This is a genomic window from Modicisalibacter luteus DSM 23508 (assembly GCF_000378505.1).
Lineage (GTDB): Bacteria > Pseudomonadota > Gammaproteobacteria > Pseudomonadales > Halomonadaceae > Modicisalibacter > Modicisalibacter luteus.
The window spans coordinates 12125-36076 of sequence record NZ_KB899995.1 but is presented as its reverse complement, the minus strand read 5'-3'; the positions used below and the strand labels follow the sequence as shown (position 1 = coordinate 36076).

Here is a 23952-nt window from a genome sequence, read left to right as displayed (position 1 = left end):
CACCCGCTCATGTCCCACGGTACCCTCTACATCGTTTCCGCGCCGTCCGGCGCCGGCAAGACCAGCCTGGTTCGCGCCCTGCTCAACCGCGTCGAAGACATCCAGGTCTCGGTATCGCATACCACCCGCGCCATGCGCCCCGGCGAGGTCGACGGCGTCAACTACCACTTCGTCGACGAAGCCACCTTCAAGCGCATGATCGAGCGCGGCGATTTCTTCGAACACGCCCAGGTCTTCGACAACCACTACGGCACCTCGCGCCCGGCGGTTCAGGCCCTGCTTGCTGCGGGCACCGACGTGATTCTGGAGATTGATTGGCAGGGGGCTCGTCAGGTCCGCGAGCAGATGAATGGCGTGGTCTCGGTGTTCATCCTGCCGCCGTCGCGCGAAGCCCTGCGCGAGCGCCTGTCGGCCCGTGGCACCGACGATGCGTCGGTGATCGATCGACGCATGCGCGACGCCATCAGCGAGATGTCGCATTTCGACGAGTATGAACACATCATCGTCAACGACGACTTCGAAGATGCGCTCGCCCAACTGGCTGGCCTGGTGCTGTCAGAGCGTTCGCGGCTCGAACGTGTCCGCGAACGTCAGGGCCCACTCATCCAGGCGCTCTTGTCACGCATCGAAGGCGTCGAGTAGACTGCCATGTCCTACCCCGCGATCATGCGTATCTGTCCCCCTCGGACGGATGCCGATCACGTTGCCGTTTCACGTTTGCACAGCAAATCAGGATATTTCCCATGGCGCGAGTTACCGTTGAAGATTGCCTTGATCACGTCGAAAACCGCTTCAAGCTGGTGATGATTTCAACCCAGCGTGCACGCCAGCTGGCGCGCGGTTCCCGCGATGCGTTGCTACCGTGGGAAAATGACAAGCCCACGGTCATGGCACTGCGCGAGATCGCAGCCGGCAAGATCGACGAGAACGTTCTCGACGAGCCCATCGAAGCGCCGGTGCGTTCGCGCCCCGAACCGCCCCATATTTCGGACAACGAAGCGTAAGACGCGCGCGTGCGACTCCGACACGATAACGGTACCTGCCGTCCCCGGCCTGTTGCCGGGGTTGCGGCGCGGGCCGTACGGTTGCAGGATAACGTAATGATACGACCCGAGGTTTCTGGATAGGCGCGCTGAATGTTCACCATCGATGACCTTGCCGACCGCTTGGCCGGCTACCTTCCCCAAGACGAGATCCAGCAGGTCAAGCGCGCCTTCTATTACGCCGAGCAAGCCCACGACGGCCAGCGCCGTCGCTCCGGCGAACCCTACGTCACCCACCCGCTCGCCGTTTCCAATATTCTCGCCAACATGCACATGGACCATCAGAGCCTGATGGCCGCCATGCTGCACGACGTGATCGAGGACACCGGCGTGTCCAAGGTTGCCCTGGCCAGACAGTTTGGCGAACCGGTGGCGGAACTGGTCGACGGCGTCTCGAAGCTGACCCAGATCACCTTCGAGGACAAGGCGGTCGCCCAGGCCGAGAATTTCCAGAAGATGGTCATGGCGATGTCTCAGGACATTCGCGTGATCATCGTCAAGCTCGCCGACCGCCTGCACAACATGCGCACGCTGGGTGCCCTGCGCCCCGACAAGAAGCGTCGAATCGCCCGCGAGACGCTGGAAATCTATGCACGCATTGCCGGCCGCCTGGGCATCAATACCATTCGTGTCGAACTCGAGGATCTGTCGTTCCAGGCCATCCACCCGATGCGCGCCGAGCGTATCAAGCGTGCCGTATCCAAGGCCCGCGGCAATCGCCGCACGATGATCCGTCAGGTACAGACCAGCCTGCAGAACTGCCTCGACGACGACGGCCTGCCCGGCACGGTGGTCGGCCGCCAGAAGCACCTGTTGTCGATCTATCGCAAGATGAGCGACCAGCGCAAGCCGTTCGCCGAGATCATGGACGTGTTCGGGTTTCGCATCATCACCGACGACGTCGACACCTGCTATCGCATCCTCGGTGCGGTACACAACCTCTACAAGCCGGTCCCGGGGCGTTTCAAGGACTACATTGCCATCCCCAAGGCCAACGGCTACCAGAGCTTGCACACCACGCTGTTCGGCGCCAACGGCATGCCCATCGAGGTGCAGATCCGCACCCGTGAGATGGAGGCGATGGCCAATAACGGCATCGCCGCCCACTGGCTCTACAAGGCCGGTCAGACCGAGCGTCCCATCGCTGCCGGCAGCCATGCACGCGCCCGCGAATGGGTGCGGGGCCTGCTCGAGATGCAGCGCCATGCCGGCAACCCGCTGGAGTTCATCGAGCACGTCAAGAACGACCTTTTTCCCGACGACATCTACGTGTTCACGCCCAAGGGCGACATCATGGAGCTGCCGCAAGGGGCCACGGCGGTGGACTTCGCCTATACGGTGCATACCGACATTGGCAACAGTTGTATCGCTTGTCGCATCGACCGCCACCTGGCGCCGTTGTCGACCCGCCTGGAAAGCGGCCAGACCCTGGAAATCATTACTGCTCCCGGCGCCCGGCCCAACCTGGCCTGGCTGAATTTCGTGATCACTGCCAAGGCGCGCTCGGCGATTCGCCATGCACTCAAGCATCAGCAACGCACCGAGTCGATCCAGCTTGGTCGCCGCCTGCTCAACAAGGCCTTGGCGGACTACGAGACCAGTCTCGAGGAGTTGCCCAGCGAGCGCCTGCCTCGTGTGATCGAGGAGTTCGAACTCAAGCACGCCGACGATCTTCTGGAATCCATCGGCCTGGGAACGCGCATGGCCTATGCCGTGGCCCGGCGCCTGACCGAGAGTCAGGCCAGCGAACAGCTCCCCGGCGACATCAGCGGCCCGATAAAAGGCCCGGTGGTGATCAGCGGCACCGAAGGCATGGTGATCAGTTTCGCGCGCTGCTGCCACCCGCTTCCCGGCGACTCAGTGGTCGGCCACCTGTCGGTGGGCAAAGGCATTGTCGTGCATCGCCTCGATTGCCGTAACCTGGACGAGTTGAAGCGCGACGATCCCGACAAGCTGTTTACCCTGGAGTGGTCCGCGGATATCAGTGGTGATTTCCCGGTGGCGCTGCGCATCGAGATGGAAACACGCCGCGGCCTGGTTGCCGAACTGGCCAGCCTGGTCACCGACGCCGATGCCAATATCGAGCGCATCGGCATCGAGGAACGCGACGCTCGCCTGTCGATCGTCAACCTGATCCTAGCGGTACGCGATCGCGTACACTTGGCCCGCATCATCAAGCGGATTCGCAACCTGCCCCACGTCGGCAAGATCCACCGCGTCCGCAACTGAAACCCTGACTCGCCCTGCCGTGCCCCTCACGGCAGGGCGAGTGTTTTTCATCGATACCGGAACCCGGTCCCAACCGGAACAACGACAACGCAAGGAGCTACCCATGAGCAACAAGGCCGTCATTCACACCGAGAAGGCCCCTGCCGCCATCGGCCCCTATTCCCAGGCCATCAAGGCCGGCAACACCATTTACCTGTCGGGCCAGATTCCTCTCGACCCACAGACCATGGAACTCGTCGAGGGCGATATTGCCGTCCAGGCCCGCCAGGTCTTCACCAATCTGCGTGCCGTCTGCGAAGAGGCTGCCGGTTCTCTGCAGGATATCGTCAAGCTCAACCTCTACCTGACCGATCTCAACGACTTCGCCACCGTCAATCAGGTCATGGAAGAGTTCTTCCAGGCACCGTATCCGGCACGCGCCGCAGTTGGGGTCAAGGCGTTGCCCAAGGGCAGCCAGTTCGAGGCCGAGGCGGTAATGGTGCTGGGCGACTGATGCTTCACTGAAATTCATGCTTCAGCGACTGTTCTTCGCCCTGTGGCCCGATGACTCGGTGCGTACCCACCTCGCTGGGCTGGCCGAACAGGCCCGCCATCGCTGCGGAGGGCGGCGGACCGCAGACGACAAGCTGCACCTTACCCTGGCCTTTCTGGGTGACGTCTCGCCGCCCCAGGTAGACGAACTTATTGCATTGACGCAGCAGTTGACCGGTCCCGAGGGTACCTGGACCCTCGACCGGCTCGGCCATTTTCCTCGTGGCGGTATCGTATGGGCAGGCAGCGAGGCAGTGCCCGAGCAGCTGCTGGATTTCCAGGCGGAGCTCTGGGCATCCCTGGCTACGCTGGGTTTCATCCCACCCCAGCGGCCCTTTCGTCCCCACGTGACGTTGCTACGCCAGGCCCGGCAGCGTGCCTCACATGATATCGCCGCCGGGCATCTGCCACTCGCCTGGACGTATCACCGCGCCGCCCTGGTCCATTCGGCCGTCGACGGCCCAAGGCGTCGCTACGTCACCTTGGCGCAGACGCGGGGCCCCGACCAATGAGCGATTGCCGACGCGTTATGCGCCTGCCATCGTGGGGACAGCAGGAAGCCAGGAACTCAAAGAAGAAAGGAATGGAATCATGGTAAAATCCGTCAGCCCCCGGGCCCTGTGGGGAAGCCTACTACTAGGCGCCATGCTGGGCATGCCGACATTCGCCAATGCGGATCTCTATGTGGCGGTGGGCAAGAACAGCGAATCCGAATCCACCGTTAAACTCGAACTCGACCGTGAGTACAGTTTGGCTCATTGGCAGCCAGGACTGTCCCTGCGCCTGGCCGGTGGCGTCCTGCTGCTGCCCGGCAACGAGGGCGATGACAATGCCGCTCTGATCGTTACGCCGGCGTTTCGCTACACGTTCGCCGACACCGCAACGCAGCCCTTCGTCGAGGCAGGCATTGGTGGCGCCCTGTTTTTGAATACGCGCTATGAGGGACGCAACCTGTCCACCGCGTTCCAGTTCGAGGATCGTGTGGCAGCAGGCCTGCATGTAGGCCGGGGCGAAGTGGCACTGGCCTTCACGCACTACTCCAATGCCGACATCAAGAAACCCAACAACGGTCTGGATATGGTCACGCTGGGGTATCGCCACCCGCTATGACTCGGCATGGCAGGTGCGCAGCACCTGCCGTTCGCTTGCGGGTCAGCCTCTTCAGGCCTTTTCCGGCTCGGGTGTGGAACGCTCGCAGGAAAGCACGTGGGCGTAGCCCTCGCGATAGGTCGGGTAGCGAAAACGGTAGCCCGTCTTGCACAGCCGGGTGTTGTCGCAACGCTTGCTGGATCGACGACGCAACGGCGACTGGATGGTCTCGATGGACTCGACCTTGAGGCGCTTGGCCAGCCAGGCCATCACGTCATGCAAGGGCACCGGTTCGCAGTCGCTGGCCAGATAAATGTCATCCAGCGGCTTGCCGTTCAGCGCCATATTGATGAAGTGCGCCAGGATGCCCACGCAGTCGTCGCGATGGATGCGATTGGAATACATCGGCGGGTTGGACGCTGCCATGCGTCCCTCGCGGACCTGACAGATCAGTCGGTCGCGCCCCGGGCCGTAGATACCCGAAAATCGCACGGCTGTGCCCGGCAGTTTATGCTTGATGAGCGCCTGCTCTGCCTTGCGCATCAGTTGGCCCGAGAAGCCGCGTGACTTGGTTTCGGAGTTTTCATCGACGATTTCGCCGTCCTGCTGGGCATAAACGCTGGTCGACGACACGAAGAAGACCCGGGTAGGCTTGTGCTTGCGTCCGCCTAATTCATCGAGCACGGCCTTCAGGCCATCGACATAGGCTGCCTGATAGGACTGCTCGTCGAAGCGATCGGCACTGGCCACATAGACGACGATATCTGCATCAGGCAGCGTCGACAGCCCGGCAGGATCGGTAAAATCCAGCGCCAGTGGCTCGATGCCGGTGTTGGCGAGGGGTTTGGGATTGCGACGCACGCCGATCACGCGATGGCCGGCGTCGACGAGCTGCCGGCCGAGCGACGTTCCGATGTCGCCACAGCCGAGGATCAATGTTGTGTTCTTCACCTTTACCTGGCTCCTTGGTAAAACGAACATATCCATATTTGTGACAGGAAGCCCTTGCGGGCCCAACCATGACTCTAACAGAACTCAGGTACATCGTAACCTTGGCACAGGAACGTCATTTCGGGCGAGCCGCCGAGCGCTGCTTCGTTTCGCAGCCGACGCTGTCGGTAGCGGTCAAGAAGCTCGAGGAGGAGCTTGGTGTGGCCCTGTTCGAGCGTTCCAAGTCGACCGTTCAGGTGACCCCCTTGGGGGAAAAAGTCGTCGAGCAGGCCCAGCGTGTGCTCGAGCAGGCCAGCGTGATCCGCGAACTGGCCAATGAGGGCAAGGACCAACTATCCAGCCCGTTGCGTATCGGCGCTATCTATACCATCGGCCCCTACCTGTTCCCGCACCTGATTCCCGAGCTGGCCCAGTCGGCGCCGCGCATGCCGCTGTACATCGAAGAGAACTTCACCGCCGAGCTGCGCCGCAAGCTGCGTAGTGGCGAGCTCGATGCAATCATCGTGGCACTGCCCTTCACCGAGGCCGATGTGGTCACGCGCCAGCTCTACGAGGAACCCTTCGAGGTGCTGATGCCCAGCGATCATCCCTGGACGGCCAAGACCACCATCGACAAGGATGACCTGCTCGACGAGCGCCTGCTGCTGCTCGGCGAGGGCCACTGCTTCCGTGACCAGATCCTCGAGGCCTGCCCGGCCATCAACGCACATCTCAACAGCCCGACCAACACGCTGACCGCCGAGGGCGGATCGTTGGAGACCATCCGGCACATGGTCGCTTCCAAGCTGGGCATCACCGTGCTGCCGCATTCGGCGATCGGTACCGGTCATTACGAGTCCGGCATGCTCGAAAGCCGCCCATTCACACCCGAGGCGCCAAGCCGTGCCGTGGCAATCGCCTGGCGGGCCAGCTATCCACGGCCCAAGGCCATCGACGCCCTGATCAGTGCCATCGACCAATGCCGCCAGGAACGGTCAGTACCCGCCCCGGCATGACAGACACGCTGCTGTCACAGCCGGTCACCGGCCTGGCCGGCGTCGGTGAGGCACTGGCTGCCAAGCTGGCCCGAATGCGCATCGAACGGGTCGCCGACCTGCTGTTCCATCTGCCATTGCGTTACCAGGATCGCACACGCATTACACCGATCGCCACGCTGCGCGCCGGCCAGGAAGCCGTCATCGATGGCGAAGTCTCCGCTGCCGACATCGTCAAGGGGCGTCGCCGCAGCTTGCTGGTCCGCCTCAAGGACGGTTCGGGCATTCTCAGCCTGCGCTTCTTCCACTTCTCCCCGGCGCAGCACAAGCAGTTCACGCGTGGCGCCCATGTGCGCTGCTTCGGTGAAGCCCGCGCCGGGGCTACCGGGCTCGAAATCTACCATCCCGAGTACCGCCTGCTCGGTCAGGGCGATGTCCCGGTCGATGAACACCTGACGCCCATCTATCCGACCACTGAAGGTCTCGCCCAGCCGCGCCTGCGCGGGCTGATCCGTCAGGCATTGAAGGCGCTCGACGAGGCGCCCGAGACGCTGCCGGACGGCATTCCCGAGCCGCTGCGCGAACGCTTCCGCCTGCCCGGCCTGCATGAATGCCTGCGCTATCTGCACGAACCGCCGCCGGACGCCGATATCGAACGCATGGCGGCCGGCACGCATCCCACCCAGCGTCGCCTGGCCCTGGAGGAACTGCTGGCTCATCAGTTGAGCCTGCGCCAGGTGCGCCTACGCATTCAGACTGACGGCGCGCCTGCGCTGCCGTCGGGACGCGGCTTGCAGGCACGCTTTGTCACCCAGTTGCCGTTCTCGCTGACCGGTGCCCAGCGCCGTGTGCTCGACGAGATTGCCCGCGATCTGGAAACCTCGGTTCCCATGCTGCGCCTGGTCCAAGGTGATGTCGGCTCGGGCAAGACGGTGGTCGCGGCGATGGCCGCCCTGCAGGCCATCGCCGGCAATTACCAGGCGGCGGTGATGGCGCCCACCGAAATCCTCGCCGAGCAGCACTTCCGCAACTTCCGCGACTGGTTCACCCCGCTGGGCATCGACGTGGCCTGGCTAGCCGGCAAGCTCAAGGGCAAGGCACGCCTGGATACCAAGGCGGCCATCGCCGACGGACGCGCCCAGGTGGTGGTGGGCACCCATGCGCTGTTCCAGAGCGACGTACACTTCAAACGCCTGGGCCTGGCCATCGTCGACGAGCAGCATCGCTTTGGTGTGCATCAGCGCCTGGCTTTGCGCCAGAAAGGCGAGGCGGGTGGACTCACTCCGCATCAGTTGATCATGACTGCCACGCCCATCCCGCGCACCCTAGCGATGAGTGCCTATGCCGACCTAGACCTGTCGGTGATTGATGAGCTGCCACCGGGCCGCACCCCGGTACAGACCGTCGCGGTGCCCGACGAGCGCCGCCCCGAGGTGGTATCGCGCATTCGCAATGCCTGCGCCGAGGGGCGCCAGGCCTATTGGGTATGTACGCTGATCGAAGAATCCGAGGCCCTGCAATGCCAGGCCGCCGAAGCGACCCGTGACGCCCTGACCGAAGCCCTGCCGGAACTCGCCGTCGGCCTGGTGCACGGGCGCATGAAGGCTGCCGAGAAGGCCGAGGTCATGGATGCCTTCAAGAGCGGTGAACTCGATCTGCTGGTCGCCACTACGGTGATCGAGGTCGGAGTGGACGTACCCAACGCCAGCCTGATGATCATCGAGAACCCGGAACGGCTGGGCCTGTCACAGCTCCATCAGCTACGTGGCCGGGTCGGGCGCGGCGGTACCGAAAGCTTCTGTGTGTTGCTCTATCATCCACCCTTGTCGGCTCACTCCCGTGAACGCCTGGGCGTGATGCGCGAAACCACCGATGGCTTCCGCATCGCCGAGAAGGATCTCGAACTGCGCGGTCCCGGTGAAGTGCTGGGCACTCGCCAAACCGGCCTGGCCCAAATGAAGATTGCCGATCTGGAGCGTGATCGTGACCTGCTTGACCGTGTCAGTCCGCTGGCCCGTGCGCTATTGGAAGAGGCACCGGACGCCAGCAAGGGGCTGATTCAACGCTGGCTGGGTGAGGAGGCGGGGCGCTACGGCCAAGTATAAGGCTGAACATGGCTAGCTTTGTGCTTGCGGTAACAAAGCCGCCGGGCTGATGTTGGCTTCTTGTGCTGCCAGTCTGGCGGCGGTATCGCGTAGCGGCAGCAGCTGACGGCTGATCAGGGCCAGTTGTGTCTGTACCAAGCGGCGTTCATCGCTGGGCTCTTCAGCCGCCATGGCCTCCAGCGCCATCGCACGCGCCTCAGCCGATTCGAGGGCCGGCATAACGGTGCGCTTTCTCAGCCGGTCGGCGATCGCCTCGATATCGTCGACGATGGCTTCAGCCAGGGCCCGCAGCTCGGTATCGTCAGCCAGTGCCCGGGTCTCGCCGCGGTGGGCGCCGAGCGCCGACAGGTAGCTGAGCAGCGTATGGGAATTGCCTAAAAACCGGAAGCCGACCTCGGCGTCCTTGCGAAAGTGGCCCGGTTCGAGACGCACGTTGGCCAGCAGGGTCGACAGCGCGGCGTCGGCATTGTGCGCGTTGCGACGCGCCAGGCGATAATCGAGATCGTCCTGCTTGCCATCGACGTACTGGCTGAGGATCTCGCGCAGGTAGCGGCTGCTGGCCTCGAGAGCCGATGCCCCCTGGCGATGCAGACGCCGTCCCTGCCAGTCAGGCAGGACCAGCATGACCGTCAGACCGGCAATCAAGCCGCCCACCAAAGTGTCGAACAGCCTCGGCCAGATCAGCCCGAAGCCATTGCCCACTTGATTGAAACAGCACAGCACCAGCAGCGTGATGGCCGCAGTGGCAATCACGTAATGTCGGGCCCGGTTGGCAAAGAACACCACCCCCGCCGCGACGGCGATCAACAATTGCACCCACTGGCTCGGGAACAGCGTAATCAGCGCCCAACCGGCGACCAGACCAATCACCGTGCCCAGCACACGTTGCCACAAAAAGCGCCGCGTGGCGCCAAAGTTGGGCCGGCACACAAACAGACTGGTCAGCAGGATCCAGTAGCCCTGCTTGGGGTGCACGAGCAGCAGCACGCCATAGCCGACCACCAGCGTTACCGCCAAGCGCACGGCGTGGCGAAAGATCGGCGACGAGGGCGTCAGGTGCGACTGCAGGCGATCCCGGATGTCGCGCAGCCCCTGCGGTGACCGATCATACAGGCTGTTGTCCTCCTGCTCGGAACGCACGTCAGGGGTTTGGGCCCGGGAAAGCTGCTGTTCCAGGGTTGCCAAGTTGTCGGCCAACGCCTCCAGCGAACGTAGCAGGCCGCGCCATTCGGGACGCTGCTGGGCTCGCAGGTAACCTAGCGAGGCGTGCAGGTCATTGAGTGCCTGTTCGCTCTGGCCATGTTCGAATGCCTGTCGCATTAACAGCGCCCGCGCCAGGGATCGGCAGGCATGGCCCTGCTGCTCGAGCAGGCGCTGGCAGCGGAACAGCACGTCGTGGTGAAAGAACGTCTCCGCCAGCTTGCCGTAGGGGTAATGGGAGGAACTGGCCCGTTCGTGGATGTCCTGGGCGATGAAGTACAGCCGTAAGTAACGATTGAGCTTGTGTGCGCTGCGCTGCCCCTCCAGGCGACGAAAGATCATCTCCTTGGCCTGGTTGAGCGCATTGACCACCTTGCCGTTCTGCTCGGCCAGCGCCAGGCGCCGGGCCTCGATATCGACGCCGCGTACCGGTTCGAATAGCATTGCCTTGAGCTGCAGATATTTGCCCAATTCACGAAACAGCAATGCCATGCTCAGCTTGAGCGGCTGTCGCGAGAACAATGCACTCCAGACGACCGAGATTATCCCGTACCAGGCCGCGCCGGTGACCAACAACAATGGCTCGCGCCAGAGCTCGTCGAAGGCCACCCCTTCATGGCGCTCGATGGCAATCATTGTATAGATCGCCAGGATCAACGTGGCGTAGGCAATCGTGCCGTAGCGCTGCCCCACCGCGCCGAGCATGGTCATGCCGAACGCAGACACCGCCAATCCGAGTGCGAACGCCCAGGGATGACCGAACAGCAGTTCCACGGACAGCGAGGCGATGATGAAGCAGGCCAGGGTCACGCCCAACGCCTTCAGGCGCCCCTGCCAGTTGTCGTCGGTCTCGGCCAGGGCACAGGCAATGATCCCCAGAATCAGCGGGATCAGCAGGGAAACGTCGCCCAAATGCCAATTGACCAGCATGGCGCCCGACAGGGCGATGAATACTCGCAAGCTATAGGCGAAAGTATCCAGGGTCCAGAGACGTCTCAGCGGCTGATCGATCAGGCGAGGCAACATGCGTGGTGGTCAGGGCCTTGTAACTGGCGATGGGATCCCTTCCGGGATGTTACGACTTTAGTATAACTACAGCAATCGCAGAACGAGAACGGTTACTTCTACGCTCCGTCTCAACGCATGACCGCCAGCAGGCGCTGCAGACGCGTCAGGTCACGGGAATCTCCCACCAGGCGAACACGGCCGTCCATAAGGCCGTCGAGAAAGGCACGCTGGGTCGGGCGACGCAGGATTGCCAGTGCTGCCTCGCTGTCACGAAAACGCAGCTCCAGGTCGAGGTCTACTGGCAAGCCGGGCGCACTGCTGATGGCCGATGGTGACATGCGGTAGTGGCGGGCAATACTCAGGTCCTCGGTAGCAATCCCCCAGTCCAGCCGCTGCAGATCACTGAGCGTTTCACGAAAGCGGCGATTTCCACGACGAGCACGCTTCAGCATCAAACCGAGCAGCCATAGCATCAAACGAAGTTTCATGCGGCCTCCGAGCATGGCGGAATCGCCCCGTAGCCTACACGAACACCACGTGAGCCGATTCGTGATAAATGAAATGGATGGCAAGGGAAGGAAATGCCGGTGATAAGCCACCGGCATGCGCCGAGAGTCAGAACCATCCTTCTACCGACTCCCGGCGCCATCAAGCGACCTTACTTGGACACGGCATCCTTGAGCGCCTTGCCGGCCTTGAAGGCCACGGTCTTGCTGGCCGGAATGGTCAGCGACTCGCCAGTCTGGGGGTTCTTGCCGGTACGTGCTGCGCGCTCACGCACAGTGAACGAACCGAAACCGATCAGCGACACATCCTGGCCCTTGGCCACGGACCCGGTAATCTCATCGAGAATGACATTGAGGACCTGGCTGGCCTTGTCCTTGGAAAGATCGGCACGCTCGGCAATTGCCGCGGCGAGTTCTGGCTTACGCATAAGAAGGAGCCTCCTGATTTGGCTGTAGCAACGGCGGAAACAGTCCGCCAATTCTTGTTCTTCGGCAAAAAGGATAAAGCTAAGCCTTCGCAGCATGAGGACGCTCACGAAGGTTAAGACGACACTAGACTAGCAATGCCGGCGCGGCTCGCGCCAGCTCGACTTTCCTCCGCACGCAATCGCCTGTCAACGCAAAACCAATCAAACGTCCGTCCTTGTCCTCGGCGAGGGCACTCATGGCATGCCCCTCGCCCTCGATTCGCCAACGCTCCGGAGTCGTCTTGGGCGGCAGGGCCACCACTGGACAGGCCGGCGTCTTTACCAGGATCGGCCACGCGCCGTAGCTGACCGGGGTCGGCTTGCCGCTCAGGGTCGCCGCCAATGCCCGGGCGCTGGCCTGCAACGGCTGGACATACATGGCGTTGACGCCATCGACACAAGCTGCGTCACCCAACGCGTAGATTGCCGAGGCGGAGGTCCGCAGGTAACGATCGGTGTGAATACCCGAGGCGCTGGTCTCGAGCCCCGCTGTGAGCGCGAGTTCGCTGCGCGGCGCCAGGCCGGTGGCAACCAGTACCAGATCGGCCTCCACCCCGTGGCCGTCGTCGAGCGCCAGCAGAACATCGCCGCCTTCCTCTGCCAGGGCCTGAAGGTTACGCCCCAAGTGCCATGCTATGCCGATATCGGCCAGGCACTCGCCCAAGACCCGGCCCAAAGGCTCAGGTAGCAGGCGCGCCAGAGGCGTGGCTTCGGGCGCAATCACCGCCACCGCATGCCCACCGGCACGCAGATCGTTGGCAAATTCGCAGCCCACCAGACCGGCGCCGACGATGGCGACCCGCGCTGGACGTCCCAACGTCGCGAGCGCAGCGTGAAAACGGCGATAGTCGTCAAGGTCGTTAATGGTGAACACTCGTGACACGAGCGCATCGGGAATGGCGAATGGTGCCCGAGGCATCGCGCCGGTGGCCAGTACCAGCTCACCATAGGCGAGACGTTCGGCGCCGATTACGAGTTCGCCGGCCTGCGTGTCGATCGACTCTACCCAGGTATGCGTGCGTACCACGGCATTGAGCTGCTCGGCGATTTCCAGGGCCGAGCGGACCGCCAGGCGCTCGGGCGGCATGCGCTTGCCGAAACCGGTGGACAGCAACGGCTTGGAATAGTCATCGCCGCTGTCGGCGGTGATCAGGGTGATCGGACGCTCGAGATCGCGGCTGCGCAATTGACGGGCCAGGCCCAGGCCGGCCATACCGGTGCCGAGGATGGTCAATGGTGCGCTCATGACGCTCCTGGAGGTGGCTAATGGGTGCAAAACCCGCATGTTACACTACCGCCCGTTGTTTGGCCCGGGAGCCCACGGTGCATCACCACGCGTTCACCTCCTCATCCATGTTCGTCTGGCGTCCTGCCGCTGCCTGGCGGCCGGCCATGAGTCCCGCGTGGTGGCGCTGGGTGGCTTCGACCGACTCACTGACGGCACGCTTGGTCGACGCGGCGGGTGAATTGCAGGTACGCCTGATTTCACAGCGCCTCACCCGGCCTCACCGCGATGAGGCACTGGCGCTGAATATTTCCCCGGCGCGCTACGCCTGGTGTCGCGAGGTAGCCCTGTGCGCCGGTGGGCACCCCTGGGTCATGGCCCGCTCCGTCGCTCCCCTGGATGCGCTACATGGTCAGCGCATGAGGCAGCTCGGCGAACGTTCGCTAGGTTCCTGGCTGTTCCGCCAGCCAGACTTGCAGCGCGGTCCGATCAGCGTGACCTCGACCAGCGCCTGCGCGCTCCCCAGCCTGTGGGGGCGACGCTCGGAGTTTCGTCATGGATGCTTCCGGGTGCTGGTACAGGAGTTTTTCCTGGCGCGCATGGCGGATGAATTGGGTCTGCCTTCACGCTAGACTGGCCGCGACCGTTTCCGGAGGCCTTCATGACCCAAGCCCAAGCCACGCATCCCCGCGGACTCGCGCGCCTGCCCGACTTCCTGCACCTGACCCGCCTCGACCGGCCGATCGGAACGTGGCTGCTGATGTGGCCGACGCTATGGGCTCTGTGGATTGCCTCCGAGGGCCTGCCGGAAAGGAGCACGCTGCTGATCTTCGTCGCCGGCGTTTACCTGATGCGCGCCGCCGGCTGTGTGATCAACGATTACGCCGATCGCCACTTCGACGGCCACGTCAAGCGCACCAAGTCGCGCCCGCTGGCCACCGGGCGTATCAGTGAGCGCGAGGCCAAGGGGCTATTCATTGCGCTGGTCGCCGCTGCCTTCGTGCTGGTCTGCTTTACCAACCTTTTCACCGTAATGCTCTCCTTCGGCGGCGTGGTACTGGCTTTCACTTATCCGTTCATGAAGCGCTATACCCACCTGCCCCAAGTCTTCCTGGGCGCGGCGTTCTCCTGGGCGATTCCCATGGCCTTCGGCGCGGTGACGGAGTCGGTGCCCATGGAGGCCTGGCTGCTGTTCTTCGCCAACGTGGCCTGGACGGTGGCCTACGATACCGAATACGCCATGGTCGACCGCGACGACGATTTGAAGATCGGTATCAAGTCCACCGCCGTACTGTTCGGACGTTTGGATTGGCTGATGATCGCCTTGCTTCAGGGCATAACGGTGCTGCTATTGACCATCGTCGGTGGTGAGCTGCGCCTGGGAGGCTTCTATTGGGCGGGGCTGGCCGGCATGACGGCAATCTTCGTCTACCAGCACTGGCTGATTCGCGACCGTTCGCGGGAGCGCTGTTTCCAAGCCTTTCTCAACAATCACTGGGCGGGGCTGACATTGTGCGCTGGGCTAGTGCTGGATCTATGGCCGGCACTGTAGACATGTCATATTGTTGTCATATTGTCGCGGTGTAATCGTCACTGTCCTGTCATTACGGATACGCAAGGAAACGCATCCGTCTACTGCTCGAGGCCAGGTGAATGACTTCGAAGACCGTTCTTATCGTCGATGACGAAGCCTCCATTCGTGAAATGATCGCTGTGGCCCTGGAAATGGCCGACTATCGCGTGCTCGAGGCGGACAATGCGCAGGCTGCGCATGCCATGGTGGTCGACGAGAAGCCCGATCTACTACTGCTGGACTGGATGATGCCCGGCACCAGCGGCATTGAACTCGCCCGCCGTCTCAAACGCGAGGAAACCACTGCCGAGCTTCCGATCATCATGCTCACCGCCAAGGGCGAGGAAGACAACAAGATCCAGGGCCTCGAGGCCGGCGCCGACGACTACATCACCAAGCCATTCTCGCCCCGCGAACTGGTGGCCCGCCTCAAGGCGGTATTGCGTCGGACCACGCCACGCGGCATCGAAGAAGCCGTGGAGGTCGATGGCCTGTTGCTCGATCCCGCCAGTCACCGTGTCTCCTCTCACGGTCAGGCACTGGAGATCGGGCCCACCGAGTATCGTCTGCTACAGTTCTTCATGACGCATCAGGAACGTGCCTATACGCGTGGGCAATTACTCGATCAGGTATGGGGCGGTAACGTCTACGTCGAAGAGCGTACCGTCGATGTACATATTCGCCGCCTGCGCAAGGCGCTGGGCGATCCTCACCAACAGTTGATCCAGACCGTGCGCGGCACCGGCTACCGCTTCTCGGCCAGGGTCTGATCGGAGCGCCATGTACTACTGGACCAACGAACTCTGGCGACTGGCCTATCTGGTTGGTGGCCTGGGACTGTTGGGCTGGGTGCTGGGCGAACCGGGCTGGGGGCTGGCAGCCGGCCTGGGGCTGTTCGTATTCATCCACTTGCGCCATCTGCGCCAGCTCTACGTGTGGCTGGCGCTGCATCCCGGCCAGGAGCCACCGGCAGGCACCGGCGTGTGGGGCGACCTGTTCGACCGCCTGTACCGTTACCAGAAGGGCCAGCGCCAGACACAGGAGCGTCTGCGCGACATCATCCGCCGCGTGCAGGACTCCTCGGAAGCCATGCGCGACAGCGTGGTCATGCTCGATAGCCGTGGCGATCTGGAATGGTGGAATTCCGCCGCCGAACGCATGCTCGGCCTACAGACCCGTCACGACCGCGGTCAACACATCACCAACCTGCTACGTGACCCGCGTTTCATCGAGTACTTCAATGCGCGTGACTATCGTGAGCCTCTCACGCTGCCCTCGCCGATCCGCGAAGACCTGTTCCTGCAATTCCAGATCACTCTTTATGGCGACAATGAACGCCTGGTGATGGCTCGTGACATTACCCGTCTGCATCGCCTGGAGCAGATGCGTCGTGATTTCGTCGCTAACGTGTCCCACGAGCTCCGTACCCCTCTGACCGTGCTCGCCGGCTATCTGGAGACATACGGCGAGTACGCTGATCAGTTACCGCCACGCTGGCAGCGCGGTATCAGCCAGATGCAGCAGCAGACTTCACGTATGCAGAACCTGGTTACCGACCTGCTGCTGCTGTCGCGCCTGGAAACCGACCATCAAGTCGAACAGGCCGAACCCATCGATATCGCCGGGCTGCTCGACAGCGTGCGCCAGGATGCAGAGTCCCTGTCGGGAGGAAGGCACACCCTGCGCGTCGACGTCACGGAAACCGCCCGCCTGTCAGGTGTCGAGCAGGAGATCCGCAGTGCCATTTCCAACCTGGCCTTCAATGCGGTGCGTTACACGCCGGAGGACAGTACGATCACGCTGCGCTGGAGAGCGTATCGCAATGGCGCCGCGCTAGAAGTCGAGGACGACGGTGAGGGCATCGACCCGGTACATATCCCGCGCCTCACCGAGCGCTTCTACCGTGTCGACAAGGGGCGAAGCGCAGAAACCGGCGGTACTGGCCTGGGTCTGGCCATTGTCAAACACGTACTGCTGCGTCACGACGCCCAACTGGAAATCGATTCCCGTCCCGGAGAAGGCGCACTGTTCCGTTGCGCTTTTCCAGACGAACGATTGGTGAAGGATACTGGCGAGTCGGCTCAGACCGCCTCTCGGCGCATGGCACAAGCCGCCGGCAGCGGGCAGTTGCCGCAGTAATCGAGGCCTGGGAGCTTGTAACGCACGCAGCAGACCCGACGCAGTGATTCGATATCACCTTCTCTACTCTCGATGTAACGCACCGGTTGATAGAGAGGATTTCGCTCGCCGTCGGCGAAGCACGGCAAGGTCATCAGGCGAGCCCCATCATCGACTGCGGGCGGCGGGGTGGGTTGCCCCTGAAGCTGGCCGATCAGATAGGCGTAGTAATGGCCGACGTTGCTCCATAGCGCCTTGCCGCCGATGCCGGTATGCGCCGCCATGCTCGCAATGGCCGGGCTCAGCAGATTGCGCATCAGCGGGCGCAGTCGCGCTTCCACATCGCCCTGTGCCACCTCGATGTCGGCTCCCTCATGGGGGATTACCAGTCGCTCCACCAGCCCCAGCTCATCGAGCTGTACACCCAGCGTGTCGAGCGCCACCGGCAAACGTCGGTCGAGCAGTAGGTTGGCGCCTACCGGCACATAGACCGCCTGGGCCAGGAAATACTTCGACCATTGCGACATCAATGCACGGCGATCGGGGCGTCGATAGACCGGCGTCTTGAATTCGTCGGCATAGCGATCCAGCACACCATCGAGGCCCTGCGGGGTGAACAGGCGCCGAACGGGCACTACCTCGCCACTGGCCTGTGACGATAACAGGACCCGGTCGTGAAAAGCGGCAAGTGGCCCCTGAAACAGGGCCGCGAGTGTGGGCAGCATGGGCGCAGTCTGATCGGCAAATGCCATTGCATGCTAGATGAAAAGCATTCTCAACACAAACGCTCGCCAGATTAACGTATCACCGGTAACTGCCGATAATGTTGCTGCCACATCAGCACCGAGCCGGCTACCGCCCCGGGCAGGAGGATGAGGTTGGCCAGCGGTATCCAGGTTGCCGCCAGGACCCAGCCGCCAAAGGTCAGCGTCGGCCACCAGCGGGCACGTAGGCGGCGCCGCATATCCTTGAAGCTGACCCGATTGTTGTCCATCGGGTAGTCAAGATAGGTGACCGCCATCATCCAGGCCGAGAACGCCGCCCATAGAAACGGCATGATCAGGTTGAAACCAGGCACGAAGCCAAGCACGAACAACAGCGCCATACGCGGCAGGATGTACCCCAGCTTGACCAGTTCACGCCCCAGTGCATCGATGGCCGAGCGCGTGAAGCTGCGGTCGTCGCTAGGCGGCTGCCCGGTGACGCGCAACTCGACTTTCTCGGCGAGAAAGCCGTAGAACGGTGCAGCGATCAGGTTGGAGACCAGCGTGAAGGTAAAGAACACCACCACGATCAGGCTCAGCACCAGCATCGGCCAGATCAGCCACTCGAGCCAGTCCAGCCAAGCCGGTACCTTGAGCATCCAATAGTCGATCCAGCCACCAAAATTGTTGAGCAGGTAGACGACCGTGCCCGCATAGAGAACGAGGTTAACGAGAATCGGCAGGAAAACGTAGCGGCGCAGGCCCTTCGACAATACCAGTCGGGTTCCCTGCGCCATGGCGCCAAACGCATTGAGCATATGAGCCTTTCCGTTGCAAAAAGGCCTAACTCTTATGCTTGCTGACCTGATCGTCAAGCTTATCGCTCGCCGTATGGCGCACATCGAGCCCCTTGACCAGGTAAATGACGTACTCGGCCAGGTTGTCGGCATGATCGCCGATCCGCTCCAGCGCTCGCAAAATCCACATCACGCTGAGAATTGAGCTGATCGAACGAGGATCCTCCATCATGAAGGTCATCAGCGAACGCATGGCGGTGGTGTACTCGCTGTCGACGGCGTCGTCCTCATGAACCACCTTGACGGCCAGTTCAGTATCGAAACGCGCAAAAGCGGTCAGCGCGTCGCGCACCATGCGACGAACATGCTCACTGATGTGGCGTACCTCGATGAAGCCGTGCGCGTTGCGTCCGGACTCCACTAGGGCCAGGGCATTGCGGGCGATCTTGTTGGCTTCGTCACCGATGCGCTCGAGGTCCGAGGTGGCGCGAATCACCGCCAGCACCAAGCGCAGGTCGGACGCTGCCGGCTGGCGGCGGGCCAACACGCGGGTCGCTTCCTCGTCGATCTTGATCTGCATGTCGTTGACGGCCTTGTCATTGTCACGCACACGCTCGGCCAGGCGACTGTCGCCTTCGAGAAGTGCTTCGATGGCATCCTGTACCTGCTTCTCGACCAGGCCGCCCATGGCCATCAGATGGGTCTTGAGTTCCTCGAGTTCATGGTTGAACTGCTTGGAAATATGCTGGCTGTGAATATCGTTGGTGATGTCCATGACTGCCTCCTCGGCCGCAATATCAGCTCATGCGGCCCGTAATGTAATTTTCGGTACGACGTAGCCGGGGGTTGGTGAACAGGTTGTCGGTGGCGGCATACTCAATGAGCTCGCCATCCTGCAGAAACGCCGTGTAGTCCGAGACCCGCGCGGCCTGCTGCATATTGTGGGTCACCAGGACCAGGGTCAGCCGTGACTTGAGCGAACGGATCAGCTCCTCGATCTTGAGTGTCGAGATAGGATCGAGCGCCGATGCCGGCTCATCAAGCAGTAGAACCTCGGGCTGCACTGCCAGGGTCCGGGCGATCACCAGACGCTGCTGCTGGCCACCGGACAAGGTCCAGGCCGAACTGTGCAGACGGTCCTTGACCTCGTCCCACAAGGCTGCTGACTCGAGCGACCACTCGACGATCTCATCAAGAACGCGCTTGCGCTTGATGCCTTGCAAGCGGACGCCGAAAGCCACGTTGTCGTAGATCGACATCGGGAAAGGGTTGGGGGTCTGGAAGACCATTCCCACCCGACGCCGCAACTCCGCCACGTCGACGTCCGGCGCATGGATGTCCTGCCCCGCCAGAACGACCCGCCCCTGGCGGCTGACATCCTCGTTAAGATCGTGCAGGCGATTCAGTACCCGCAGTAGGGTCGACTTGCCACAGCCTGATGGCCCGATGAACGCAGTCACCCGCTGTCGCGGGATGCGTAGTGTCAGGTCGCGTAGTGCCGGCTTGCCGTCATACGCCAGGGAAAGCCCCTCGACCTCGAAGCAACTGGCCTCACTGGTAAAGTCGGTCATTGCCGATGTCGGTGGCACTCGGGAGGACAAGGTGGCTGACAACGTCAAATGGCCTCTTAACGATCCAAGGCACGGTGCCGTGCCCGCAGATGATGACGCAAGGATATTGCAGTTAGGTTAAGCACTACGATAACCACGACCAACAACAACGCAGTGGCATAGACCAACGGCAGGGCCCGCTCGACGTCGCCCCCTTGAAAGCCGATGTTGTAGACATGGTAGCCCAAGTGCATGAACTTGTTATCAAGATGCAGGAAGGGAAACTCGCCGTCCAGGGGTAGCTGTGGCGCCAGACGCGCCACCCCCACCAGCATTAGCGGTGCCACCTCGCCGGCGGCCCGTGCCACGGCCAGGATTACCCCGGTAAGCATGGCCGGAACGGCCATGGGCAGAACGACTCGGCGAAGCATCTCGTAGCGGGTGGCGCCCAGTGCCAGAGCGCCTTCCCGCTGCTGGACGGGAATCCGTGCCAAGCCTTCCTCGGTGGCGACGATAACCACCGGCAAGGTTAGCAGGGCCAGGGTCAGTGATGCCCATAGCAGGCCTCCGGTGCCGAAGGTCGGCGACGGCAGACTATCACTGAAGAACCAGCTATCGAGCTGACCACCGATACCGTAGACGAATACTCCGAGGCCGAACACGCCATAGACGATAGAGGGCACTCCGGCCAGGTTACGCACGGCAATGCGCACCAGGCGAATCAGTGGTCCCTGATGGGCGACCTCATTGAGATAAATGGCGGCCAGGACACCGAAAGGCGTGACGATCAGGGACATCAGCAGCACCATCATCACAGTGCCGAAGATCGCCGGCCATACTCCACCTTCTAGATTGCCGGCCCGTGGCCCCTCACTGAGAAAGGCTCCCACACCACGCGCCCAATGAAACAGTTTATCCATCCATGTCATGGCATTGGGTTGCCAGGCGGCCAGCACGCCGGCCAAGGGCTGTTCTAGCCGCCGCCCCTCTACGCTCTCCAGGATCAACGTATCTCGCGACAGGGCGGCGTCGAGTTCGGCCAACCGCTGATGGGCCGTCTCCCATCGTTCTATCAACGCGGCCTGTTGTGCCGGGTCCGCTTTCCCCGCGCTGCGCAATGCCACCAGCCGTCTCGCCACGGGCTCGATGACCTCGTCGCTCAGTTGCCGATGTTGATCGCGTAGCGCTTCCACGCGCTCTAGCCTAGCACTCAGGACCTGCCATGCCTCATCGCCCGACAAGGGCAGCGGCGTTGCAGCATCCGACTGGCGAATCGCCACCAGGCGCCCCAGGAATTCCCCCCAATGCTCGCGTTCCAATACCAGCATATTGTCGGGACGCTGGCGTGTATCGATCACATCAGCATCGACCCAACGCCAATAATTGCCATCAAGGTCACGATTGCCGGTTCGGTAGAGCACGTCAGTCTGGGGATCGCCGGCAACACGCTCCTGACGCATCCGCTGCCCGGCAAAGCGCTCCCCTGAATCCAGCGTGACGACCTCGACCGGCGCTGGCCAGAAATGCACCAGCCCGCGGCTACCGAGAAGAACCAGCAACGCCAGGAGAGCCAGCAGGGACAGCGCTACGCTGCCCGCCGCCAGCCATGGCCAGCCACCTTCACTCCCCCGACTCCATAGCCTCATTTGCCGGCCCCCAGGTGACGATAACGGCGCTTGAGACGCATGCGCACCACTTCAGCGAAGGTATTGACGCAGAAAGTGAATACGAACAGCAGCAGGGCACTCAGGAACAGCAGCCGGTAGTGGGTACTGCCCACGGCCGCCTCGGGTAGTTCGATAGCCAGGTTGGCTGCCGCCGAGCGCAACCCCTCGAAGGGACTCCACGACATCAAGGCAGTATTGCCTGTCGCCATCAATACGATCATGGTCTCGCCGACGGCGCGGCCGGCGCCGATCATGACCGCCGAGAATATGCCCGGGCTCGCTGCCGGTAGCAGCACTCGCCACAGCGCCTGCCAGCGGGTCGCACCCAGTGCCTGGGCCCCTTCGCTCAAGCTGCGCGGAACCCCGGACAAGGCATCTTCGGCCAAGGCGTAGATGGTGGGAATCACCGCGAAGCCCATCGCCAGCCCCACGATCATGGCGTTGCGACTGGCGTAATCGAGACCCAGCCGAGTTTCCAGCCAGGTTCGCAGGTCACCGCCAAATAGCAGTGTTTCCAGTCCTGGTGCGCTCTGCATGGCTAACCAGATCAACAGTGCCAGCCAGGGTATCAGCCAGATACCGGCCCAACTCAGTGGCAATCGTGCGCGCAGGCCATGGGGCAGGCGTGCCCAGAGAGCGCCGCCCAGTAGCATGCCTAGCGGCAGGATGACGACCAAGGCCAACGACCCGGCCAAGTGCCTTTCGACGTAGGGTGCCAGCACCAGCCCGGCAATAAAGCCAATGACAACACCAGGCAATGCTTCCATCAGTTCGAGTGCCGGCTTGATACGCGTGCGCAGACGCACCGACATGTAGACGGCGCTGTGCGCGGCGGCGCCCAGCGCCAGAGGGATCGCAAACACTAATGCCCAGACCGCTGCCTTGAGCGTGCCCCAAGCCAGCGGTGCCAGCCCGAAACGAGGCTCGCTCTCGACACCACTGGCAGCGACCTGCCAGCGATGCAGCGCTTCGTCGTGCCCTTCGTAGTGCACCGGCGTCCATAAGCTCTTCCAACTCACTTCAGCATGTTCGTCACCGATAATGAATCGGGTCAGGTTCGTGTCGCCCAACCACCAGATAACACGGCCATCAGCGCTGAAGTCCACGGCTTGAGACGGCCCATCCGGGACCTGGCCATGCCAGCGCCGTCCCGCCACGGCCTGGTAGAGACCCAGTCGCCCCTCGGTATCCATGGCCAGCGCCAGGCGTCGCTCAGGGAATGCCAGCAGAGAGACTATTGGCGCATCGCCCATGCCTCGATAAGGCTCGGTGGCGAGTAGTGGCATCGTCTCGCCACGCGCATTCAGCCAACGCCGTATGCCACCGCCGCTGTCACCAACCAGCAGGGTCTCGCCGCCAACCAGATAGGTCAGGGCAGTGATCCGGCGACCCTCTGAAACGCCACGTACCTGGCCCAATATCTCCGGCACGGACGGCGCCAGCGACCAGACCGAAAGCTGTGCGCCTTCGGCGAGCACCAGCCGCCCCTCGCCGCCCAACGCCAAATGGGAAGCGTCTTGTGGAAGTTCGTGGCGCCGCGTCCTTGCATCATCCCGGGTTCCGATGAGCGCGGCCACGTTACCCGCTTCGCTGCGTCCGGCCAGCCGCCAGTGACCATTGTCATCCCCTTGCAGGGCCAGTTCGGCAACTGGCTGGCCGGAAAACAGGGTATGACGATTCGCCTGGGACCACACCGGACGGGCCTCGTCGTCGCGTGGCACCAGAATGACATCTCCCTGATCCAGACCTAGCGCCAAGCGGCTCGCCGTCTGGGCTGTGCTTGTGATGGTCTGCCCTTGAAATAGTGCATCCGCTAGCGATGCATCTGCTATGAACGCTTGCCCAGACGTGCCTCGCCATACCACGCCACGTTCATCCAGCAACGTGGCCTGCCCAGGGCTGCCGATATGCATCCAAGCCACCCGATCAGCCTGCTTCTTGCCCGGGGGGAGCGGTGAAGTTTCGGAATCGACTCGGGCCGGAGAGAACAATGGTGCGGCTTCCAGTGCCAAGAACACCCCGATCGCCAAGACCGCCGCAATCACGCCGATTCCGCCGGCGCTGATCAACAGCGTCGCCAGACGGTCGCGCGAGTGCCGCAAGCGGCGTCGCAGACGCAAGGTAGGCGTGGAAAAATCGATCATGACTCAGGAGTCCGGCGCACAAGCATGGATCAGCAATTTACGACAGTTTCATGTCAGTCGGATGACATGCG

General features: G+C 62.6%; 23 protein-coding genes. 12 read left to right on the top strand and 11 right to left on the bottom strand.

All coding sequences use genetic code 11. From position 1 onward, the window contains the following. Positions 1-9: 9 nt before the first annotated feature. From gmk to F568_RS0111275, 6 genes are all read left to right on the top strand, one after another. Entirely contained in the window at positions 10-642 is a 633-nt protein-coding gene (gmk, locus tag F568_RS0111300; RefSeq protein WP_019018837.1) for a guanylate kinase, read from the top strand. Between the two features lie 101 nt (positions 643-743). Further along, a complete protein-coding gene (gene rpoZ / locus F568_RS0111295) occupies positions 744-1004 on the top strand; it encodes a DNA-directed RNA polymerase subunit omega (RefSeq protein ID WP_019018836.1) in 261 nt (86 codons plus the stop codon). 132 nt (positions 1005-1136) lie between these two features. Continuing rightward, positions 1137-3272, top strand: coding sequence for a bifunctional GTP diphosphokinase/guanosine-3',5'-bis pyrophosphate 3'-pyrophosphohydrolase (gene spoT, locus F568_RS0111290; RefSeq protein ID WP_019018835.1), 2136 nt, complete (start codon positions 1137-1139; stop codon positions 3270-3272). Positions 3273-3375: 103 nt separating this feature from the next. Beyond that, positions 3376-3765 (top strand): deaminase RidA, encoded by a 390-nt coding sequence (gene ridA / locus F568_RS0111285; RefSeq protein ID WP_019018834.1) that lies wholly within the window; start codon positions 3376-3378, stop codon positions 3763-3765. A gap of 16 nt (positions 3766-3781) precedes the next feature. Next, positions 3782-4315, top strand: a complete 534-nt coding sequence (thpR, locus tag F568_RS22770) for an RNA 2',3'-cyclic phosphodiesterase (RefSeq protein WP_019018833.1) — start codon at positions 3782-3784, stop codon at positions 4313-4315. Between the two features lie 79 nt (positions 4316-4394). Continuing rightward, complete coding sequence (locus F568_RS0111275) at positions 4395-4913, top strand: acyloxyacyl hydrolase (protein ID WP_019018832.1); 519 nt, start codon at positions 4395-4397, stop codon at positions 4911-4913. Between the two features lie 51 nt (positions 4914-4964). Here the strand turns inward: F568_RS0111275 and F568_RS0111270 are convergent, their stop codons facing one another. Continuing rightward, a complete protein-coding gene (locus tag F568_RS0111270; RefSeq protein WP_019018831.1) occupies positions 4965-5843 on the bottom strand; it encodes an SDR family oxidoreductase in 879 nt (292 codons plus the stop codon). 68 nt (positions 5844-5911) lie between these two features. Here F568_RS0111270 and F568_RS0111265 point away from each other — a divergent pair, with 68 nt between their 5' ends. Both F568_RS0111265 and recG read left to right on the top strand, forming a co-directional pair. Next, the gene (locus F568_RS0111265; protein ID WP_019018830.1) at positions 5912-6838 is read left to right on the top strand and encodes a hydrogen peroxide-inducible genes activator; all 927 of its coding nucleotides are present in this window, start codon (positions 5912-5914) and stop codon (positions 6836-6838) included. Then, positions 6835-8922, top strand: a complete 2088-nt coding sequence (gene recG / locus F568_RS0111260; RefSeq protein ID WP_019018829.1) for an ATP-dependent DNA helicase RecG — start codon at positions 6835-6837, stop codon at positions 8920-8922. The genes F568_RS0111265 and recG overlap by 4 nt, the downstream gene beginning before the upstream one ends. Positions 8923-8934: 12 nt before the next feature. Here the strand turns inward: recG and yccS are convergent, their stop codons facing one another. The 4 genes from yccS to F568_RS0111235 all read right to left on the bottom strand — a co-directional run bounded on the left by yccS (position 8935) and on the right by F568_RS0111235 (position 13349). Continuing rightward, positions 8935-11148, bottom strand: coding sequence for a YccS family putative transporter (gene yccS, locus F568_RS0111255; protein WP_019018828.1), 2214 nt, complete (start codon positions 11146-11148; stop codon positions 8935-8937). Between the two features lie 110 nt (positions 11149-11258). Further along, positions 11259-11618, bottom strand: a complete 360-nt coding sequence (locus F568_RS0111250) for a hypothetical protein (protein ID WP_019018827.1) — start codon at positions 11616-11618, stop codon at positions 11259-11261. Between the two features lie 170 nt (positions 11619-11788). After that, positions 11789-12064 (bottom strand): HU family DNA-binding protein, encoded by a 276-nt coding sequence (locus F568_RS0111245; protein ID WP_019018826.1) that lies wholly within the window; start codon positions 12062-12064, stop codon positions 11789-11791. A gap of 124 nt (positions 12065-12188) precedes the next feature. Continuing rightward, entirely contained in the window at positions 12189-13349 is a 1161-nt protein-coding gene (locus tag F568_RS0111235) for an NAD(P)/FAD-dependent oxidoreductase (protein ID WP_019018825.1), read from the bottom strand. Between the two features lie 77 nt (positions 13350-13426). Here F568_RS0111235 and F568_RS0111230 point away from each other — a divergent pair, with 77 nt between their 5' ends. The 4 genes from F568_RS0111230 (at position 13427) to phoR (ending at position 17040) form a co-directional block, all read left to right on the top strand. Further along, positions 13427-13960, top strand: a complete 534-nt coding sequence (locus F568_RS0111230; protein WP_019018824.1) for a chorismate--pyruvate lyase family protein — start codon at positions 13427-13429, stop codon at positions 13958-13960. A 29-nt stretch (positions 13961-13989) separates the two neighbouring features. Next, complete coding sequence (gene ubiA / locus F568_RS0111225; RefSeq protein WP_019018823.1) at positions 13990-14880, top strand: 4-hydroxybenzoate octaprenyltransferase; 891 nt, start codon at positions 13990-13992, stop codon at positions 14878-14880. 101 nt (positions 14881-14981) lie between these two features. Then, positions 14982-15671 (top strand): phosphate regulon transcriptional regulator PhoB, encoded by a 690-nt coding sequence (phoB, locus tag F568_RS0111220; RefSeq protein WP_019018822.1) that lies wholly within the window; start codon positions 14982-14984, stop codon positions 15669-15671. Between the two features lie 10 nt (positions 15672-15681). Then, positions 15682-17040 (top strand): phosphate regulon sensor histidine kinase PhoR, encoded by a 1359-nt coding sequence (phoR, locus tag F568_RS0111215; protein WP_019018821.1) that lies wholly within the window; start codon positions 15682-15684, stop codon positions 17038-17040. Here the strand turns inward: phoR and fhuF are convergent. From fhuF to F568_RS0111185, 6 genes are all read right to left on the bottom strand, one after another. Then, positions 16983-17744 carry a siderophore-iron reductase FhuF gene (fhuF, locus tag F568_RS22765; protein WP_169338674.1) on the bottom strand — a complete coding sequence of 254 codons (762 nt, stop codon included), beginning with the start codon at positions 17742-17744 and terminating at the stop codon, positions 16983-16985. The genes phoR and fhuF overlap by 58 nt on opposite strands. Positions 17745-17815: 71 nt before the next feature. Further along, on the bottom strand, positions 17816-18541 hold the full coding sequence (cysZ, locus tag F568_RS0111205; RefSeq protein WP_019018819.1) for a sulfate transporter CysZ: 726 nt from the start codon (positions 18539-18541) through the stop codon (positions 17816-17818). Positions 18542-18566: 25 nt separating this feature from the next. Beyond that, entirely contained in the window at positions 18567-19295 is a 729-nt protein-coding gene (gene phoU / locus F568_RS0111200; RefSeq protein WP_019018818.1) for a phosphate signaling complex protein PhoU, read from the bottom strand. A 22-nt stretch (positions 19296-19317) separates the two neighbouring features. Continuing rightward, positions 19318-20091, bottom strand: coding sequence for a phosphate ABC transporter ATP-binding protein PstB (gene pstB, locus F568_RS0111195; protein WP_019018817.1), 774 nt, complete (start codon positions 20089-20091; stop codon positions 19318-19320). Between the two features lie 56 nt (positions 20092-20147). Then, positions 20148-21716: a phosphate ABC transporter permease PstA gene (gene pstA, locus F568_RS0111190; RefSeq protein ID WP_019018816.1), complete on the bottom strand. Its 1569-nt coding sequence runs from the start codon at positions 21714-21716 to the stop codon at positions 20148-20150. Next, a complete protein-coding gene (locus F568_RS0111185; RefSeq protein ID WP_019018815.1) occupies positions 21713-23881 on the bottom strand; it encodes an ABC transporter permease subunit in 2169 nt (722 codons plus the stop codon). Before F568_RS0111185 ends, pstA begins: the two co-directional genes overlap by 4 nt. Positions 23882-23952 lie beyond the last annotated feature (71 nt).